Annotated in this window: 16 protein-coding genes; 6 read left to right on the forward strand and 10 right to left on the reverse strand. The window is 37.2% G+C overall.

The genetic code is table 11. The features are described from left to right. Positions 1-2: 2 nt before the first annotated feature. Both BLR36_RS10365 and BLR36_RS10370 read right to left on the reverse strand, forming a co-directional pair. Complete coding sequence (locus tag BLR36_RS10365) at positions 3-428, reverse strand: Na(+)/H(+) antiporter subunit B (RefSeq protein ID WP_093061673.1); 426 nt, start codon at positions 426-428, stop codon at positions 3-5. Beyond that, the gene (locus BLR36_RS10370; RefSeq protein ID WP_093061674.1) at positions 415-2,829 is read right to left on the reverse strand and encodes a Na+/H+ antiporter subunit A; all 2,415 of its coding nucleotides are present in this window, start codon (positions 2,827-2,829) and stop codon (positions 415-417) included. The genes BLR36_RS10365 and BLR36_RS10370 overlap by 14 nt, the downstream gene beginning before the upstream one ends. Before the next feature lie 344 nt (positions 2,830-3,173). Between BLR36_RS10370 and BLR36_RS10375 the strand changes: the two genes are divergently transcribed. Next, on the forward strand, positions 3,174-3,854 hold the full coding sequence (locus tag BLR36_RS10375; RefSeq protein ID WP_093061675.1) for an adenine nucleotide alpha hydrolase family protein: 681 nt from the start codon (positions 3,174-3,176) through the stop codon (positions 3,852-3,854). A gap of 42 nt (positions 3,855-3,896) precedes the next feature. Here BLR36_RS10375 and BLR36_RS10380 read toward each other — a convergent pair whose 3' ends face one another. Next, positions 3,897-5,111: an MFS transporter gene (locus BLR36_RS10380; protein WP_093061676.1), complete on the reverse strand. Its 1,215-nt coding sequence runs from the start codon at positions 5,109-5,111 to the stop codon at positions 3,897-3,899. A gap of 219 nt (positions 5,112-5,330) precedes the next feature. Here BLR36_RS10380 and BLR36_RS10385 point away from each other — a divergent pair, with 219 nt between their 5' ends. After that, entirely contained in the window at positions 5,331-6,038 is a 708-nt protein-coding gene (locus BLR36_RS10385; protein ID WP_093061677.1) for a YetF domain-containing protein, read from the forward strand. Positions 6,039-6,094: 56 nt separating this feature from the next. Here the strand turns inward: BLR36_RS10385 and BLR36_RS10390 are convergent, their stop codons facing one another. After that, a complete protein-coding gene (locus BLR36_RS10390; protein WP_093061678.1) occupies positions 6,095-6,871 on the reverse strand; it encodes an alpha/beta fold hydrolase in 777 nt (258 codons plus the stop codon). Between the two features lie 4 nt (positions 6,872-6,875). Further along, on the reverse strand, positions 6,876-8,510 hold the full coding sequence (gene nagZ / locus BLR36_RS10395) for a beta-N-acetylhexosaminidase (protein ID WP_254771369.1): 1,635 nt from the start codon (positions 8,508-8,510) through the stop codon (positions 6,876-6,878). Between the two features lie 169 nt (positions 8,511-8,679). Between nagZ and BLR36_RS18820 the strand changes: the two genes are divergently transcribed. Next, positions 8,680-8,835, forward strand: a complete 156-nt coding sequence (locus BLR36_RS18820) for a hypothetical protein (protein WP_175454038.1) — start codon at positions 8,680-8,682, stop codon at positions 8,833-8,835. Positions 8,836-8,949: 114 nt separating this feature from the next. Here the strand turns inward: BLR36_RS18820 and BLR36_RS10400 are convergent, their stop codons facing one another. Both BLR36_RS10400 and BLR36_RS10405 read right to left on the reverse strand, forming a co-directional pair. After that, on the reverse strand, positions 8,950-9,444 hold the full coding sequence (locus BLR36_RS10400) for a cupin domain-containing protein (protein WP_093061680.1): 495 nt from the start codon (positions 9,442-9,444) through the stop codon (positions 8,950-8,952). Continuing rightward, entirely contained in the window at positions 9,441-10,031 is a 591-nt protein-coding gene (locus tag BLR36_RS10405; RefSeq protein ID WP_093061681.1) for a histidine phosphatase family protein, read from the reverse strand. The genes BLR36_RS10400 and BLR36_RS10405 overlap by 4 nt, the downstream gene beginning before the upstream one ends. Positions 10,032-10,147: 116 nt before the next feature. Between BLR36_RS10405 and BLR36_RS10410 the strand changes: the two genes are divergently transcribed. After that, a complete protein-coding gene (locus BLR36_RS10410) occupies positions 10,148-10,906 on the forward strand; it encodes a MerR family transcriptional regulator (RefSeq protein WP_093061682.1) in 759 nt (252 codons plus the stop codon). A 152-nt stretch (positions 10,907-11,058) separates the two neighbouring features. On the opposite strand, the gene BLR36_RS10415 is transcribed toward BLR36_RS10410, so the two are convergent. Together BLR36_RS10415 and BLR36_RS10420 are read right to left on the reverse strand one after the other, a co-directional pair. Continuing rightward, positions 11,059-11,487: an NUDIX hydrolase gene (locus BLR36_RS10415; RefSeq protein WP_093061683.1), complete on the reverse strand. Its 429-nt coding sequence runs from the start codon at positions 11,485-11,487 to the stop codon at positions 11,059-11,061. A 19-nt stretch (positions 11,488-11,506) separates the two neighbouring features. After that, on the reverse strand, positions 11,507-11,836 hold the full coding sequence (locus BLR36_RS10420) for an MGMT family protein (protein ID WP_093061684.1): 330 nt from the start codon (positions 11,834-11,836) through the stop codon (positions 11,507-11,509). 151 nt (positions 11,837-11,987) lie between these two features. On the opposite strand from BLR36_RS10420, the gene BLR36_RS10425 reads away from it, so the two are divergent. Both BLR36_RS10425 and BLR36_RS10430 read left to right on the forward strand, forming a co-directional pair. After that, positions 11,988-12,311, forward strand: a complete 324-nt coding sequence (locus BLR36_RS10425; protein WP_093061685.1) for a PadR family transcriptional regulator — start codon at positions 11,988-11,990, stop codon at positions 12,309-12,311. Then, positions 12,304-13,350: a DUF4097 family beta strand repeat-containing protein gene (locus BLR36_RS10430; protein WP_093061686.1), complete on the forward strand. Its 1,047-nt coding sequence runs from the start codon at positions 12,304-12,306 to the stop codon at positions 13,348-13,350. Before BLR36_RS10425 ends, BLR36_RS10430 begins: the two co-directional genes overlap by 8 nt. A 750-nt stretch (positions 13,351-14,100) precedes the next feature. Here BLR36_RS10430 and BLR36_RS10440 read toward each other — a convergent pair. Then, the gene (locus tag BLR36_RS10440) at positions 14,101-17,190 is read right to left on the reverse strand and encodes an efflux RND transporter permease subunit (protein WP_093061688.1); all 3,090 of its coding nucleotides are present in this window, start codon (positions 17,188-17,190) and stop codon (positions 14,101-14,103) included. Positions 17,191-17,242 lie beyond the last annotated feature (52 nt).

Genomic DNA, 17,242 nt, shown 5'->3' on the forward strand with positions numbered 1-17,242 from the left:
TCTTATCCACCATCCTCACTTATGCTAAAAATAATCGTTACTAGTACTCCGACAACAGTTAATGCTACACCAGCTTCAAATATAGTTACCGTAGTCAGCTCTGTTACACCAAATATAGGCAAGTCAAAATAGGCAAAGGTTTGAGACATAAATGGAACGCCAAAAATAATAGAGCCAAAGCCTGTGGATGTAGCTAAAAACACGCCGAGCGCAGCAACATATTTAAAATCTAACGGAAGACTTTTTTGGACCGTTTCTAAATCTGTAGATAAATAGAGCAGTATAATTGCACTTGCTAAAACTAAACCACCTATAAATCCACCGCCGGGTGTATTGTGACCCGAAAGAAATAAATACACACCAAAAGTCAAAATGATAAATACAACAATCCTACTAATTGTCCGGAGTATGACATCATTGATCTTCAATGTTTTCATCCTCCTTTTTTGTTCTTAGCTTAATCATGGAATACACGCCTAAACCTGCTATAAATAGTACAACCACCTCGAGCATCGTATCAAAACCACGGAAATCTCCCAATATGGCATTAACGATATTTGCTCCACCAGCTAGTTCATAGGCATCCTCAAAATAACTAGATATAGAATCAAATTGATTGAAATCTACTACGGATAAACCAATTAAAACAACTATTAATCCCACTGCTACAGATACTATTCCATTGATTAGCTTTGTTCGTGTTTGGAGATTTTCCTTCTTCCAGTCTGGCAAATGAGAAAATGCTAGTAGAAATAAGGCAGTCGTAACAGATTCTACAACTAACTGAGTTAAAGCTAAATCCGGAGCGCGGAAAAGGACAAAAAAGATAGCTATAGAGTACCCTAATACCCCGTTTAACAATGTCGCTGTTATACGTGACTTCGCAAAGAGCATGGACACTGCTGCAGCCGCCATAATAGCTACTAGACAGACTTCATAGACACGAAAGGATGCATTGGTTGAAATATCAAACGAAAATGCTCTCGAATAGAGTAGATAACTACCTACGGTCACTATAAAGAAAACAAATATATACACTAAATAATGTCTTAATAGACCATTCATATATCGATTCGTTACTATGTTAGAGTTCCTAACCGACGATGCTAACAAATTATTATAAAGTGAGTTAAATGTGAATATGGAAGGGAAAAATCCATAGACGAACGGTTTCCATAATTTAAGGTATTTATATAGAAGAGCACCTATTATGATAACCCCTATCGTCATGAGTAATTCAGGTTTTACTCCATGCCAAGCGGAGATTTTCGGTGTCAGATATGCAGAATCTCCAAACGTCGGATAAATACTACCCATTGCTGGCTGCAAAATATATTGACCTAATAGATTTGGAAAGAAGAATATGCCAACCACCAAAGCTCCAAGAATCATAGGAGATATTAACATTCCGATAGGAGCTTCATGGATAGGTTTATCCAATTTCTCTGGCTGAGGCTTCCCAAGAAATACTTTAAAAACGATAATCATACAGTAAACAAAAGTTAAAACACTCGCAATCCAAGCTACAACCGGGAAAATAATTCCGAATGAAGTTAAAGAAAAAATATCCACTTCCATAATATGAACAGTTGCAGCAAAGAACATTTCTTTACTAAGGAATCCATTAAAAGGTGGTAACCCAGCCATCGATAAACTTCCTATTAAAGCAACCGTAAAGGTAAACGGCATAAGTGCCATTAATCCACCAAGTCTTCGAATATCCCTAGTCCCTAGTTCGTGATCGAGAATTCCAACGACCATAAACAAGGCTCCTTTAAAGGTGGAATGATTAATCAAGTGAAATAAAGCAGCGAATGTTGCCTGTGTATACAAAACGGAATCCGCTGAATAACCAAACTGCAATGCAATCGATCCTAAACCAAGCAAACTCATGATAAGTCCTAGCTGACTAACAGTAGAAAAGGCTAATAATGCTTTTAAGTCGGTTTGTCGGACAGCATTAAATGAACCCCAAAATAGAGTAATCATCCCGACTATACTTACTACCCAAAACCATACTTCATCCGCCCCAAAAACTGGAGTGAATCGTGCTACCAAGTATATTCCTGCCTTAACCATTGTCGCCGAGTGCAAATAAGCACTAACAGGGGTCGGTGCTTCCATTGCATCTGGTAACCAAATATGGAAAGGAAATTGTGCTGATTTCGTAAATGCTCCAAGTAGTATTAATATCATTGCAGGTAAGAACAAAGCATGGTCGCTAATCTCACTCACACTGGCAATTATTTCTCGAATACTGAAAGAGCCAGTCATTGTATGTAGCATGATAAAACCAACCAACATAGCAATACCACCACTTACAGTGATTAGCATAGCTTTTTGTGCACCTTGTCTTGATCCTTGACGGTGATTCCAAAAGGCAATTAATAGGAACGAAGAAACACTCGTTAATTCCCAAAAAACATATAACACCATTAAGTTATCGGAAAAAACAACACCAAGCATGGCACCCATGAATAATAATAAGTAGCAATAAAAATGCTGTAAGGACTCTTTAGAAGAAAGATAAAAAATGGAATATAGAATAACTAAACTACCAACGCCTGTGATTAATAGAGCAAAGATCATACTAAGACCATCTAAATATGTTGTGAAGTTAAAATCTAATGTGGGAATCCATTCATATGTATGGATGTATGTTTTTCCATCTGCTACCGAGGGAATTAGCCTAGCAAGAAGAACAAACAAAACAGTAGGTACTATTAAAACAAACCAACCTAAGTGATTCTTTTTGAATCGCCTGAATGAAAAAGGTAGGAGTGCGGCAACAATAAATGGGATTAATATAACTAAATTTATAGAAAACAAAATTCAACCTCCTATTGGTTAAGTAAGAATTAGGATTGGGTGGTATGAGGTGGAAATACTTTTTCAAACTATAGACTTGACTATCCTAACAAGAAGTATCATAATAGGATTCCATATGAGACCCTTCAAAATACATTAGAATTTAGGATATATAACTTGCTAGTGTTAAGAACAAGTGCATAATATGTAAAGAACATTAGTATTTGTTCTCTATATATGCATTTAATAATTATACATGAAAGTAGGGTGCACCGCACTTTTAGTGTTTTGAAGCATATAGTTATTCAGTAGAAAATTACACGATAATAGATAGAACAAGAAAAAAAGAAGAGGTGTGTAAAACCGTGAAACGCGTAAAAGGTCGAATGGATGAGAGTATACTTGTCTGCGTATACTACGGACCAAATGGTGAGCGACTAATTAGAAGAGGACATAAAATGGCAAGCATGCTAGATTGCCCACTATATATACTAACAGTTGACCCACTACCATACGATGCATTCGATGCTGAGAAATCTGGCTATATTGAAGATTGGAAAGCTTTAGCAGAAGAATTGGAGGTTGAGGAGTTTATCATTCGTGATAACGAAAAACGTCCTTCTCCAAAAGTTATTAAAGAAGTTGCCCACGGATTAAATATAACCCAAATTATTATAGGACAAACTGCACAAAGCAGATGGGAAGAAATAACAAGGGGATCCTTTATGAATGTCTTATTAAAAGAAATTCCTTTCGTGGACTTCCATGTTGTTTCTGTTGCTCGCTATATCAAGGATGAAGAAGATGGCATTTTTGAAAAAGGAGTCCGTGCTTATTTGGTGACTGACGGAGATTCTTATAAAGTTTCCTTCACATGCGCAAAAAATATGTGCCAAGAAGGTATTTTCTTCAAAGAAATTGGAACAGATTTTGATAACGGTATTTTCAAATTTATGCACAATAACAAAATGCACCAAGTTCATATACATGAAAATCTTGTTACTGACCCAACGCAAGTTCCGGATGGTTGTAGTTTAAAAGTATAAGAATAGATTAAAAGCGAGCGATCACAAGATCACTCGCTTTTTTTAATTGGGTAATACTATTTTTCGATCCTTCGGTAGTGCCAAAGCTACTAATCCTATTATCGGGAGAGTCGACACGACAATCATTGTCGTATATACACCTATATAATCCATCAATATACCGATTACAACTGCTCCTATTGCTCCCATACCAAAAGCTAAACCTACAGTTAACCCTGCCATCGTCCCAATTTTACTTGGCACGAGCTCCTGCGCATACACAACAGTTACCGAGAAGCTTAACATGATGAAAAATCCTATCGCAATGAGCAATAATATAATGGACCAAACAGGAACGTAAGGAAGTGCTAGACATAATGGAATGGGAACCGCTATTGATAGTAATATAATATTTTTTCTTCCGAAACGATCAGCCATTGGTCCCCCAAACAATGTCCCTACTGCTCCTAATGCTAGGAAAACAAAGATAATTAACTGCCCTTCTTTTATAGACAAGTCGTAGTTCTCCATCAAATGAAAAATATAAAAATTGGTCATATTAGTAACATAGAAGGAACGAGCAAAAATGACGACCATCAATAATGTTAAGGCAACTCCGATTTGTCTATTAGTCAATGCTGGTAATGAAGAAAGCAACGTTCTCTTCCTTTTGGAAAGCTTCTCTGCTTCCAACTGTCTTTTATACCACGCTGAAATCCTCGACAATATGAAAATCCCAATTGCCGCTACTATTAAGAACAGAGCTGCTCCCTTTTGACCTAAAGGCACTAATATAAAAGCACTTATTAGTGGTGCAAGGGCTTGTCCAGAGTTTCCCCCAACTTGATAAATGGATTGAGAGAGACCTCGTTTAGAACCAGCTGCCATAAACGATACACGTGAACCCTCTGGATGAAAGACTGCAGAACCTAGTCCTAAAAATATTACGGACACAAGGATCATCCAATACTCTGGTGCAAGGGCTAATCCCGCCATTCCGACGAACGAGCTCGTCATTCCAAGTGGCAATGCATATGGCATAGGTTTTTTATCACTTATAAAGCCGACAACTGGCTGGAGAACCGATGCGACAATATTTAATACAAATGAGATGAGTCCCAATTGTGTAAACGTAAGACCTAGTTCCAATTCTAATACAGGAAACATCGCAGGAATTACCGCCTGCAATGTATCATTAAATAGATGACATACGCCTATCGCAAACATGATGGGATATACTGGATTACCCATTTTGTGACTAGAGTTCAATTTGGTCATATTTTCACGTTCTTTCTAATTTATACATGATTAAAATTATTATAGCTCAAATTCGACAAATTAATTTAATAATGAGTCAATCTAAGTCAATTTTATAAACTATGTCGATAAAAATGAAAATTAAAGTAATTTCATAATTATTTAATTGAACGGTATAGCAACAAAATTTGTGGCAACAATAAGTTTTACGTCTAGAATGAAATGAGGTTATATGCGAATATGGAAACCTTTTTCGAATTGAACTTTTGGGAAATGATATTGAGAACTACGTTGTCTTTTGTAGCATTACTTGTATTAGCAAGACTATTAGGAAAGAAACAACTGAGCCAACTAACATTTTTCCACTATATTACCGGCATAACAGTAGGGTCCATCGCAGCAGAGATTGCATCTCAAAAGGAAACGCCTTTTCTTGATGGTTTGATTTCACTTATTTGGTGGGCAGTTCTCGTAATGATAATGAGTTATATATCTTTAAAATTCCCTACCATTAGAACATGGATTGATGACGAGCCTACCATTATTATAAAAGATGGTGAATTAAGTCCGAAGTCTTTAAAATCAGCACGCTTACATATGGATGATCTATTAATGTTGCTTAGAGAGCAATCTATTTTTTCCATCCAGGATGTACATTATGCTGTACTTGAAACAAACGGTGAATTAAGCGTGATGAAAAAAGTCGGGTTACAGGAAGCAACAAAACAGGATGTAAAGGTGCCGATTGTCCTTCCTTTGTTCATGCCCTCTGAAATAATAGCTGACGGCAAAATTGTAAAAAAAAATCTAGAAGAATTAGATTTAACCGAAGAATGGGTTATGAAGAAACTGAGAAAACATGGAGTTGAATCAGTAAGTGAAGTATTTTATGCACAGTTACAAACAAACGGCTCGTTGCATATTAGCTTAAGAGATAATGGCATTTAACCAATTTTAAGGAGCAACAAAATGTGATGTGTATTCACTTTTGTCGCTCCTTTTGTTTATGCTTTCCTTATATAAGAGAGAATGGCATTACACAGTTCTTCTGACGCCTCATACATGCTCATATGACCCACACCATTTATCATTACTTGTTTAATATTTTCTCCACTCGCCGTAAATGTCTTGTCAGCTGGAATCAGTTGGTCATTTTCTCCTGCTATTAATAGTACTGGTAGCTCTGTATTCTCCAAAATCTTCGTACGATCTTTTCTATCTTTCATCGCTTGAAGTGCATTTTTAGCTCCTTGAGGGTGTACTTCATATCCAATCTTTTTAACTTCCTCTAGCGATTGTTTTTGGGTTTCCACATTTGCTGGAGCAAATAGCTTTGGAACTAGACTGTCGATAAATGGAGTGATTCCTTCTTCATCTATTTTTTTAGCAGATGCAGTTCTTCCTTCTTTCGCTTCTTTAGAGTCTGGAAAACCTGTGGAATGAATCAACGAAAAGCCATTTAAATAGTCACTATAGCTTTCTGCGAATGCCAGTGTGATATAACCTCCTAGTGAATGACCGAACATCGTCACTTTCTCTATTTTTAGCTCCTCTATAAAATCCTTTATAACTAATGCGTATTGTTCTATTTCCTGCAATTTATCATTTCCTTCGGACGCTCCATGACCAGGTAGATCTATTGCAATAACTCTATAGTTCTCAGAAAGATGAGGTATTACTTGGTTCCAATATTCGGAGCTTCCACAAAATCCGTGAATAAGGAGTAGTACTTCCCCTTGACCTTCATCCTTATAAGCAATGTTAGAATTAGTAGTTTTCATTACATCATCTCCCTAATGTTTCATTAATTAATTGGTTCAACTCTTGTATGTTTACCCCATCTAGCTGTGTGTTACTCAATTTATATTTCTTTTTAATAGAGAGAATTCTTTTCACACTTTCATCAATTCTTTGTTCCGTGATTTCTCCAGCTTCTATCGCTCGGAGAATTGCTTCTTTTGCTTTAATTACATTTGAGTAGTCATGGGCTATTAACACTATGTCATTTCCAGCTTTAACAGCAGATACTGCTGCTTCCCCTATTTCAAATGTATTTAAGACTGCTTTCATTGTCATATCATCTGTGATAATAATTCCTTCATAACCTAGTTGTTTCCTCAATATATCAGTAATAACTTTCTCTGATAAAGAAGACGGATAAGTAGAGTCGATTTTAGGTAGCAAAATATGTCCTACCATCACGACTTCTGCACCACGATCTATAGCTCTCATAAATGGTATTAACTCTAAGGCATGTAAGTCCTTTAAACTCTTTTGAATGATTGGAAGTTCTTTATGAGAATCTACTGCCGTATCGCCATGTCCTGGGAAATGCTTTACAACCGAAATAACCTGCTCACTTTGAATACCTTCCATTGTCCGTATGCCTAGATCACTTACTATCTCTGTATCTTTGCCGAAGGATCGGTTTCCAATAACCGGATTGTCGGGATTGCTATTAATATCAAGAACAGGAGCAAAATCTAAGTTAAAGCCAAATGCACTTACTTCTTTTCCTAATAGTTTTCCGATGTCATAAGAAAGAGTTGCGTCATTTCGCTTTCCTAAATCTTCGTTTGTCGGCAGCTTAGTTAACCCTGGCAGCCTTGAAATTCTTCCGCCCTCTTCATCGACACCTAAAAATAACGGAACTTTATTATTAGTATTTTCTTCTTTTAGCGCATTTAATAAGGTAACAGCTTGATGGCCTTCCTTTAAATTGTCCTTGAACAAAATAATACCGCCGACTTGATCAGTTGAAATAATTTTCTTTGTTTCATTTGTCATAATCGTTCCTTTTATCCCTGCAAATATCATCTGCCCGACCTTTTCTTCTAGGCTTAAATCGGATAAGGAGACTGCTTCTTCAAATTCTGTGAAAACAGAAATGTGATGAACCCGAGGATTTGGATTTTCTTCAGATGGCTTAGGCAATATCCATTTCAACTGAAAGTCCTTTGTAACATCGTATATAAGTATCGTTTGATTTACTTGATTATCCTGATAGCTTTTAATTTTATCTGGTTCACCTTTAATGGATATAATATCTTTGAAATGGATTTGCTGAATCTCAGGTGAACTAGACCGTATATCAAAAACAACTTCAGACTGATATCCAACTGTAGCATCGTTTGATAGAAATTCTTCATAAATGGCATTAGCATTCTCACTAATTTTGTCTGGCGCTCCCCATAGTTCATGCACTTTTGGGATGGTGGTGTCCCCCACGATAAAAGGTGAATTAATCGTTTGTCCCTTTTCCGATAGTTCAAACAAGAGGGATACAAAAGCTTCCGTATCTGAAGACACTTCTATAGACACTTCCTTCTGTATATTTCTATCTTCATTAGGTTCTTTTTGCATTATAACTATAGCAATTACTAAAAATAAAATTAGAAGTATTACTACCTTCTTCGTCATCATAAAACCTCCAAGCAAATGATGAACTTATCCTTAACTTCCATAAGCCTAACCAATATCCCTTTAATTTAACGAAAATATAAGCGTTAAATTTGTACTATCTTTACTTTTCAAATATAGTACTAGGTGAACAAAGGTATTCATAAAACGAATGAAAAGAGGAAAGGTTATGTCCAATAAAGATACTATGATATGCGATATAGAAACAGGAATTTGTGGTCCTGTAGGAGAAAGTAGTTCTGTTATCGAGCTAATTGACTTAACTAGCCTATCTCCTATAAATGATTCCGATTCAGTAAATGAGCAAGCTGAAAAAGATAAATAGAACCAAGCAAACTCCTTATAAATCAAAAACTTAGTTTTAAATGTTTCCCTCCTTCTCTTTTAAATAAGTTTAAACGCCCTTCAGTAATGAGTAGCTGAAGGGCGTTTTCTACAATTATTCAGACTCCGGCAATGTTTCATATGCCATTTTATAAATAATTTCTTTATGTTGAGGATAATCTTGTAACAGTTCCTTTTGCGTAAAAAGTTCAAAATCCTCGTATTCAAATCCCGGTGCTACCATGCAACCAACGAGTGAAAATGTACCATCCTCTATAACCGATGAGCCAAAAATAGTATTTTTGGGCACCAACACTTGAGGGACCTCTCCATTTTCTATATCTAAGCCAAGCTTATGTTCCACATAGTTACCTTCCTCATCGATTACATGTACCAAAAGTGAGCTACCAGCATGGAAGTACCATAGCTCATCCGACTTTAAACGATGAAAATGAGACACTTCCCCAACACCTAATAAAAAGTAGATACTCGTATACAATTTTCTATTTCCACTAGAGTCCTTGGAAGTATAACTACTTTGAAAATATCCTCCTTCTGGGTGAGGTTCTAATCCTAAATTCTTTATATAGTAAGTAGCATCCTTCATCATTGCACTTCCTTTACTTCTAAATGCTTCATACAGTTAAATAAATGACAAACATTTTCATGATCCTGGAGCTCCACAATTGTAACCGAAGTATTACCGATATCTCGTGTAAATTCTCCGTCTGGAACAAGTGCATTTAATAGTCTACTTATGAAGCCACCATGACTAACTACAAGCACTCGTTTTCCTGAATGTTTTTTCTTTACTTCTTCTATAAAGGACATTCCACGAGAAATAATAGCATCTTCCGGTTCAAAGCCCAGTTCTAGATTTCTCCAATCCGAACCCCATTTAGCAATCCGCTCATCTTCAGTCGTTCCTTCGATAATCCCCCCACCAATTTCACCAAGCCGTTTGTCTAGAATAAAATCTACTCCTCGATGCTTATCCGCAATAATTTCAGCTGTTTTCTTCGCTCGGATGAGTGGACTTGTATAAATAACGTCCCATTCCTCATCTTGCATTCTTTTTGCTGCTTGCTCTGCCATTTGAATTCCTTCTTCATCTAAAGGTACATCTGTACTCCCCTGTGCTCTACCTTCTTTGTTCCAAGCAGTGACACCATGTCTTATAAACCCAATCGTTGTCATGTGAGTTCCCCCTTACTTATTGTTTCATTATAATCAAAAGAAATTAAATGAACAAATAACCCTTGACCTTCACGTAACGTAAAGGTTTAAACTGAACATATTAGGAGGTGGTGTGAGTGGAATACACGGTGCAAAAGCTTGGTCAGCTTGCAGGCATCAGTACTAGGACTCTTCGTTATTACGACGAGATCGGTCTACTTAAACCGGCACGTATCAATTCTTCAGGGTACCGTATTTACGGTGTTGCTGAAGTAGATCGACTACAGCAAATACTGTTTTACCGCGAACTTGGGGTGAATTTAGATAGTATTAAAGAAATTATGACTTCCCCTGAATTCGATGCAACTGTTGCGCTTCGAGATCATCGTGAAAAACTACTTGAAAAACGTGCGCAGTTAGATGCACTTATTAACAATGTGGATAAATCAATTCAATTAACAGAGAGGAAGATACGCATGACGGATAAAGAAAAATTTGAAGGCTTTAAAAACAAGCTTGTCGAGGACAATGAGAAGAAATACGGTAAGGAAATTCGAGAAAAATATGGTGAAGATGCTGTCAACAAATCTAATGCAAAAGTAAAGGGTATGACAAACGAGCAGTATGAGGAAATCCAAAAAATAGAGGAACAGCTATTTAGCACGCTAAAATCAGCTATGGCAAGTGGAGACCCTGCCGGAGAATTGGCTCAAAAGGCGGCAGATTTGCATAAGCAATGGCTTTACTTTTACTGGGATCAATACTCCAAAGAAGCTCATGCTGGTCTTGCAGAAATGTATGTCGCTGACGAACGATTCACTGCTTATTATGATAAAGTACAACAAGGAGCTGCAAAATTTTTGCGAGATGCAATTGTTATTTATACAAAAAACTAGAAGGTTGCTTTTTACCTTCTAGTTTTTTTATGTGGATATCCTTTGGATAACTTATCTATTACATAAACGCCACCCAATAGTACAGTTGAACAATCTTTTTTCAATTTCAAGGGTATTTAATAAATTAACGACTTAATAATCCAAACACCTCTCTAATTTATAAGTTCATCACTTTGTTTTTTTAATACTTTCTCGATCATGTGGATATCCTCTGGATAAGCCAGATCTAAGGTTTGAATTTCCTCGAATGACTTCCAAGCAATTTCATGAATAAACTCATCCGGATCTTGAAGTGTAATTTCTCCGCTTATTATTTCTACTAAAAAATAGTCTACATAATAAGAGATACCATGTTCACTAATAACTCCACTTTTGCTATGTACTTTATCCATCGTTTTCACTATGAATCCAGTTTCCTCACTGAATTCTCTTATACAGCATTCCTCTAATGTTTCCCCTTCTTCAAGTGTCCCGGATGGAACTGTCCATTTCTTATCTTCTCCAGGAGCTGCTTGAAGTACCATTAAAACTTCCTGTTGTTCATTTACACAAATTCCTGCTGCACCTTTCCAACTAAACATTTGTCATCTCTCCCTTTCTCTAAAACCCATCTTCCTCGGTAAATGGAAGATTATAACGTGATTTTTTCAAATCAACACGCCCATTGGTTAAAAAGTAGACTCCTTCTGCTTCTAGCATTGCTTGTTGTGAATAAGCCGCTTCTTCATCCGCTATAACAATTTCACCCTTCGCATTAATTACACGGTGCCACGGAAGATTATATTTGGCACTCATGGAATGTAATACACGAACGACCTGCCTTGCCCCTCTAGGGCTTCCAGCAGCTTTTGCAATTTGTCCATACGTCATCACTTTGCCTGATGGAATGGACTTTATTAGTTGAATTACTTTTTCGGTAAATTGGTTCATCACGCGACTTCCTTTCATTTCTCTTTATTATAACTGACAATTTTAATAATTATAATTGTATTTAACGTAGTACCTTGCATAAGATAGTACCATATGATATATTCTATCTAAGGTACTGTTCAATGATTAGTAGTGAAAGGAGGAGTTAAAAATGAATATTCAATTTAAAAAAGGAGTATTAAATTTATGTGTGCTTGTTTTATTGGATAAACAAGATCGATACGGTTATGAACTTGTCCAAAAAATATCTGACCAGATCTCGATCTCAGAAGGCTCCGTTTATCCATTATTAAGACGACTGACGAAAGAAGGCTATTTCACTACCTATTTACAGGAGTCCACAGAAGGGCCCCCTCGTAAATACTACAAGCTAACTGACTTAGGTCGCTCTTACTTACATGAACAGATAATAGAATGGGAAAGCTTCACAACTGGTGTCAACAATCTTATAGAGGAGGGTGTAAAAAATGACTGAACAACAATTTTTAAATGAACTAGAGCTTGCTTTAACAAGACTTCCAGCTGAGGAGAGAAATGATATTCTTTCGGACATTAAAGAGCATTTCTCCAATGGACGAGAGGATGGGAAATCAGATAGTGAAATTGCAGCGTCCTTAGGATCACCGAATGAAATAGCTAAGGAGCTTTCCGAAAACCAGGTTCAAATTCCAGAAAAAAGTACCTCTACGAATAGAGTCATTAAAATCCCTCATGCGAATTTTTCGAATATAATGATGGATATTGACTACGGCTCTTTACATGTTATCTCTTCAGAAACAGACGAAACTACTATAGAGTTAATCGGAGAAAATGAAAAGCTAGAACTAACGGCAGACGTCATAAATGACACATTATCCGTTCGATTAAAAACCAAAAAGTTTAAATTTTTTAGTTTCTTGTTCTTAATAAAAGAACTAAGAGTAAACGTTTCTCTACCTAAAAAGCTGTATTCAACTGTAATTATGAAAACCGATAATGGACGTATTAGAGCAGAAAAAATACTCGGGAAGAATATTAAGGCAACATCAGACAATGGGAGTATTGGATTAAAAGAATTAGCTGCAAGCATTCTAGAAGCAAAAACGGATAATGGACGTATTGAAATGGAGAAAATCCAAGCTGATAAGCTAACAGCTGAAACCGATAATGGGAGAATTGAGCTTCGACATATCGATGCAGAGCAGGTTCACACGGAGACAGATAACGGAAGAATTATTATGCAGCACGTGAACGGGAGTATTATCGGAAAAACAGATAACGGCCGAATCGAGCTATTAACCACTAGCTTGGATCGCATGATTGATTTGGAGACGGATAACGGAAGCATTTTAGTTGAAACAGAAAATGCTCCAACGGATGTATCCATTCATACAAAAGTGGATTTCGGCAAAATAAGTGTGTTCGGCGAAAAAAATTCACGCACTGTATTCGGTAACGGCACAAACAAAGTCCGTCTTTCTTCGGATAATGGCAAAATTATAGTTGAACAGAAAAGCAAAGCAGCCGCTTTTTAAAATAGATGTGAAAAGAAGAGAACCGTGACCGTTGTCACGCTCTCTTCTTTTTTGAATGAAAAGCATGATATCTGCAATTTTGGTAGGAATTTTTTACTATTCCAACTAAACTAGTCATTTTTCCAACTAAACTAACCAAAATTCCAACTAGACCCCCCATTATTCCAACTAAACTGCTCATTATTCCAACTAAAGAAATTTCTCCGCATCCAACTGAGCTTCCTCGTTCCTTTGTTCGGATAACTCTTCGCAATAAAAGCCCCTCAAGACATCACATGTCCTGAAGGGCTAAAAATAGAGTTTTTTTGTTGCAGACTTCAGCGCCTAGCCCCTCGAGTCGCTTCAGACTTGCGAATAAATGCAAAAATCGCCTTTATTGCAATTCTTCCAGCCGCTTGCTCCTGCGCAAAGCTCGTCGCAGAAGATCGTTGTTGGAGATTGCTCCTGCGCAAAGCTCGTCGCAGAAGACCGTTGTTGGAGATTGCTCCTGCGCAAAGCTCGTCGCAGAAGACCGTTGTTGGAGATTGCTCCTGCGCAAAGCTCGTCGCAGAAGATCGTTGTCGGGGCTTGCACAGGCGCTTGCGCTTTTCTTGTTGTCCAGACTTCAGCGCCTAGCCCCTCGAGTCGCTTCAGATTTGCGAATAAAGGCAAAGTGCGCCTTTATTGCAAATCTTCCAGCCGCTTGCTCCTGCGCAAAGCTCGTCGCAGAAGATCGTTGTCGGGCCTTGCAAGGCGCTTGCGCTTTTCTTGTTAGTTTTCTTCTATTTCTCTACGGTTTTTCTTAAATATTTTTGATAAAATTTCATAAACGATTGGGACAACTATTAGCGTTAATAGTGTAGAACTTGTTAAACCACCGATTACGGTAATACCAAGACCTTTCGAGATTAAACCGCCCCCGCCTGAGCCAAAAGCTAACGGTATCAATGCACCAATCGTTGCTATTGCCGTCATTAGTATTGGACGAAGACGAGTTGCTCCAGCTTCTAAAATAGCTTCGCGCATAGTCATGCCATCACGTTCCATATGAATAACTCGATCCACAAGTACAATCGCATTTGTTACGACAATACCAATTAACATGAGCATCCCCATCATTACCGATACAGATATGGTTTCTCCTGCTATTAGTAAACCAACGAATGAACCAATTACTGCGAATGGTAAGGAGAAAAGTATAGCAAATGGCGCTACACCCTCACGGAATGTTACAACTAAAATAAAGTAAACGATTGCGATAGCCGCAAGCATTGCTATTCCAAGCTGTGTAAATGTCTCGGTCATATCAGCTGCTACGCCAGCCACACCAACTGTAACCCCTTTAGGTAAGTCTAATTTATCAATTGCTTTATCTACTTCAGATGTCGCAACTGAAATATCGTCTCCGAGGATTGTTCCAGAAACAGTTGCATAGTACTCCCCTTTACTGCGTGCAAGAGTATTTAGTGTCGTTCCTTCTTCCACTGTTACCAGCTCCGAAAGAGGCATTGTCGTTCCTAATGCTGTAGGAACTTCTGTCGCTAAAATATCATCGATAGACTTCGGTTGTTCTGCTTTTTCTGTTTGAACAATCACATCTAATGTATTGCCGTCCTTTTCAACTGTCGTCAATACTTCTTGTGTAGCTAAAGGATTTAACATCATGACAATCTGACCTGTTGTTAAACCGTATTTTAGTAATTCATCCTGCTCTACTTTAAATGTATGCTCTACGAATGCATCCTCAGTGCTAGAAGAAACGTCTTCCAAGCCATCATTGTCATTCATTACTTCTTCTACCATTTTTACAGCATCATTTAGTTTATCTAAATCTTCACTGTAGAATGTATAACTAACTTCATTTGAAGACATCGACATAGCGGAGAAGTTTTGGGTCTTCCACTCACCTGTTTGCCCAATATTAAATACATACTCTTCTACTTCTTCACGTGCTGCCGGGAAGTCTTCCATCTCTGGATCGAAGATAAGGTACATTAGTGCACCACCTGCTCCGCCACCCATCATTGCAGCAGATGGATCTACACTATCACTATCCGTTACGGATAATTGAAGAATATCAATATCTTTACGTTTTAATAGCTCTTCTTCTACTTTAGCAACATTAGCTAACGTTTCGTCTTTTAACTCACCAGCTTCTGGTGTATACGTTAAATACATAACTTTTTCTTCTTCACTACCTAAGAAGCTGAAGCCGATTAACGGAGTTAAAGCTAAACTACCAACCAATAAAACAATGGAAACGATAGAAGTAATTATTTTATGATTAAGCGTCCATTCCAATATACGTTTATAACCATTAGCTAGTTTACCAGCTTCTTTATGATTACTTTCTTTCTTTTCACCATATAACTTCTTTTTAAATAGGAAATGAGACAATGCCGGAACGATCGTAATAGCCACGATTAAGGATGCTCCAAGTGCAAACGTCATTGTTAATGCGAATGGTAAGAACAATTCACCGACCATTCCACCGACAAATAGTAATGGTGCAAATACTGCAACGGTAACTAGAGTTGAGGAAAGAATAGGTTTGAACATCTCAATTGTCGCTTCACGTACAAGCGCACGTCCTGATAATTTCTCATCTTTTAAATGAATACGACGATAAATATTTTCTACTACTACAATGGAGTCATCTATTACCCGTCCTATGGCAACTGTAATAGCCCCAAGTGTCATAATATTCAACGTAATATCCATCCAGTTTAATAATAGTAACGCCATAAAAATAGACACTGGAATAGATACAATTGAAATTATCGTTGATTTAAAATCTCGTAAGAACAGTAATATAATTAAAACGGCAATTAATCCACCAAATAGCGCTTTTTCAATCATGGTGTTTACTGACTCTTCAATTGGTTCACCTTGGTCAAGAGACACATCAATAACAAGACCATCGATATTTTGCTGCTCTTCTTTAATCAGTTCTTTCACACTATTAACAACATCAACTGTATTTGCTTGCTGTCCTTTAACAATTTGAATAGAAATTGCATCCTCACCATTTGTACGTGACACTGATTGAACTCTACCTACTTCTTCAATAGTAGCAATTTCACTAAGTTTCACAAATGGAGATGAATTCGTTGCAGATGGTGTAACAGGGATTAACATTTCCTTTAACTCGTCAGAAGTCATGAACTTACCATCTACAGAAACAGCTTCTTCGCCTTCTTCAAATTCATATAGACCCAATGATACTGCTAGATCACTTGCTTGAATCATTTGTTTTACGTCATCAGTTTTTAAGCCAAGTTCAGTCATTTTTTCTTCGTTATACGTAAGATTGACTTCCTCAATGTGCTGTCCTGCAATAGTTGCAGAAGCTACACCATTGATTTTCTCGATTTTTGGAACTAGAAGCTCGGAAACTGTAGATGTTAACTCCACAATATCCTCTGTCGTACTACTAACACTCAACGCCACTACAGGCATCATATTCATGCTAATAGCGGTAACAATTGGTTCCTGGGCTCCTTCAGGTAATTTTACAGCCTCTAATGCAGATTTTAACGCACGATTTGCTTCTGCCATATCTTCTCCATAATCATATTCCACTTGAATACTGGCCATATTCGAATTGGAATTGGAATATACGGATTTGACTCCTGCAAGGTTTTCAATTGCTTTCTCTAAGGGCATAGATACATCTTCCATAACTTGTTCAGGTGTTGCACCTGGATATACATCCATTACCATTAAATACGGAATAGAAATATCCGGAATTGTTTCCATGTTCATACGTGTTCCAGAATAAATACCGGACACAGTGATAATAATTGTAAGTAACCATACTGCTAATTTATTATGAAGAACAAAATTGACTAAACCTTTCACTCTTACACCTACCCCTAATTGACTTTTATTTCTCAATTACTTATAATAATGA

This window comes from Psychrobacillus sp. OK028 (assembly GCF_900103605.1).
In the GTDB taxonomy this organism is placed as follows: domain Bacteria; phylum Bacillota; class Bacilli; order Bacillales_A; family Planococcaceae; genus Psychrobacillus.